3 protein-coding genes are annotated in these 1914 nt (G+C 66.6%); all 3 read right to left on the bottom strand.

Features of this window, described 5'->3' with window-relative positions:
• Nucleotides 1-298 (bottom strand): biotin/lipoyl-containing protein (locus tag VSO01S_RS26395; protein ID WP_153305461.1); only part of this gene is annotated, 298 nt, incomplete at its 3' end.
• A gap of 3 nt (nt 299-301) precedes the next feature.
• Nucleotides 302-886: an Ntn hydrolase family protein gene (locus VSO01S_RS26390; RefSeq protein WP_068645702.1), complete on the bottom strand. Its 585-nt coding sequence runs from the start codon at nt 884-886 to the stop codon at nt 302-304.
• A gap of 22 nt (nt 887-908) precedes the next feature.
• Nucleotides 909-1914, bottom strand: a 1006-nt coding sequence (locus tag VSO01S_RS26385) for a dihydrolipoyllysine-residue acetyltransferase (RefSeq protein ID WP_161944486.1), incomplete at its 5' end; no start/stop codon positions are given.

Below are 1914 nucleotides of genomic sequence, written 5' to 3'. Positions count from 1 at the left end.
CCGGGCTTGCCGCCGCCGGTGCGGGCGCCGCTGCCGCCGGTGCAGGCGCGGCCGCGCCCTCTTCCACGTCCAGCGTGAGAACCACCGAGCCTTCGCTCACCTTGTCGCCCACCTTCACGGCCACCGCCTTCACGGTGCCGGCATGGCTGGAGGGAATCTCCATCGAGGCCTTGTCCGATTCGACCGTGATCAGCGACTGCTCCGCCTTGATCTTGTCGCCCGCCTTCACCAGCACCTCGATGACCGCCACTTCGGCGAAGTCTCCAATGTCGGGCACCTTGATTTGTTGTTCGCTCATTGCCTACACCTTCAATTTGAGTGTGAATACGTCGACCGGTCCGGCCGAGTTGCGATCGAATTCGCAGGCGGCATCGATGCCCGCCTTGGCCACTTCGCGCGCATTGCGCGCCTTGCCGTAAGCCGCATGCATCGCGCCGAGCGCAAAGCTGCGGCCCGAGCCGATGCTCCAGAACTCCTTGAACTCGAACACCTCGCGATAGCTGTACACGCCGTAGATGCCGCTGGCATTGGCGATGAGCATCGTGAACTGGCTCGACTCATAGGGGTCGTGATCGTCTTCCTTGGTCTGCAGGAAGTAGCTTTCCTTGAGCACCGGATGCAGCCGGGTCAGCGTGCGGAAGATGTCGTCCTTGCTGCCCAGGCGCAGCTCCTCGCGGGGCTGCGCGGCCAGCGCATGCCGCAGCACGAGAAAGTGCGCGGCCGCGCCGGCGGCTGCAAAGACGCTCTTGTCCTGCGCGTCCGGCACCACGAAGGCCTTGCTGTTGGCCTCCATGCGATGCGACAGGCGCGTGTCCCCGAACGTGACCAGCGTGTCCGCCATCAGTGCCACCTGGCCGCCTTTGCGGACGGCCACCACCGTGGTCATGCTGTGACCCGAAGCCGGTGGCTTACAGCAGGATGCGGCGGTAGTCCGCCAGCACCTGGCCCAGGTACGCGTTGAAGCGCGCCGCCGCAGCCCCGTCGATCACGCGGTGGTCGTAGGACAGCGACAGCGGCAGCGTCAGGCGCGGCACGAACTGCTTGCCGTCCCACACCGGCTTCATCTGGCCCTTGGACAGGCCGAGGATCGCCACCTCGGGCGCATTGATGATCGGCGTGAAGTGCGTGCCGCCGATGCCGCCCAGCGAGCTGATGGAGAAGCAGCCGCCCTGCATGTCGGCCGCGCCCAGCTTGCCGTCGCGCGCCTTCTTGGCCAGCTCGCCCATTTCCTGGCTGATCTGCAGGATGCCCTTCTTGTCGGCGTCCTTGAGCACCGGCACCACCAGCCCGTTGGGCGTGTCGGCCGCGAAGCCGATGTGGTAGTACTGCTTGTAGACCAGGGCGTCGCCGTCCAGGCTGGTGTTGAACTCGGGGAACTTCTTGAGCGCCGCCACCACCGCCTTGATCACGAAGGCCAGCATGGTCACCTTGATGCCGGACTTCTCGTTCTCCTTGTTGGTGGAGACGCGGAAGGCTTCCAGCTCGGTGATGTCCGCTTCGTCGTTGTTGGTGACGTGCGGGATCATCACCCAGTTGCGGTGCAGGTTGGCGCCGCTGATCTTCTTGATGCGCGAGAGCTCCTTGCGCTCGAAGTTGCCGAACTTGCTGAAGTCCACCTTCGGCCACGGCAGCAGGTCCAGGCCCACGCCCGAGCCGCCCGCCGGGCGCGCAGCGGCTGCGGCCTTGGGCACCACCTGGCCGCTCATGACGGCGCGGGTGAAGTTCTGCACGTCTTCCTGGGTGATGCGGCCCTTGGCGCCGCTGCCCTTCACTTCTTCCAGCGCCACGCCCAGCTCGCGTGCGAACTTGCGCACCGAGGGCGAGGCATGCGGCAGCTGGCCCGTGGGCGCAACCGTCGGATCGTGCGCCGGGGCCGCCGCAGCCGGTGCCGATGCAGCAGGCGCAGGCGCGGGG

Source organism: Variovorax soli NBRC 106424, from assembly GCF_001591385.1.
GTDB lineage: Bacteria > Pseudomonadota > Gammaproteobacteria > Burkholderiales > Burkholderiaceae_C > Variovorax > Variovorax soli.
The sequence above is the reverse complement of the archived record's forward strand: the minus strand, read 5'-3'. Positions and strand labels throughout refer to the sequence as shown.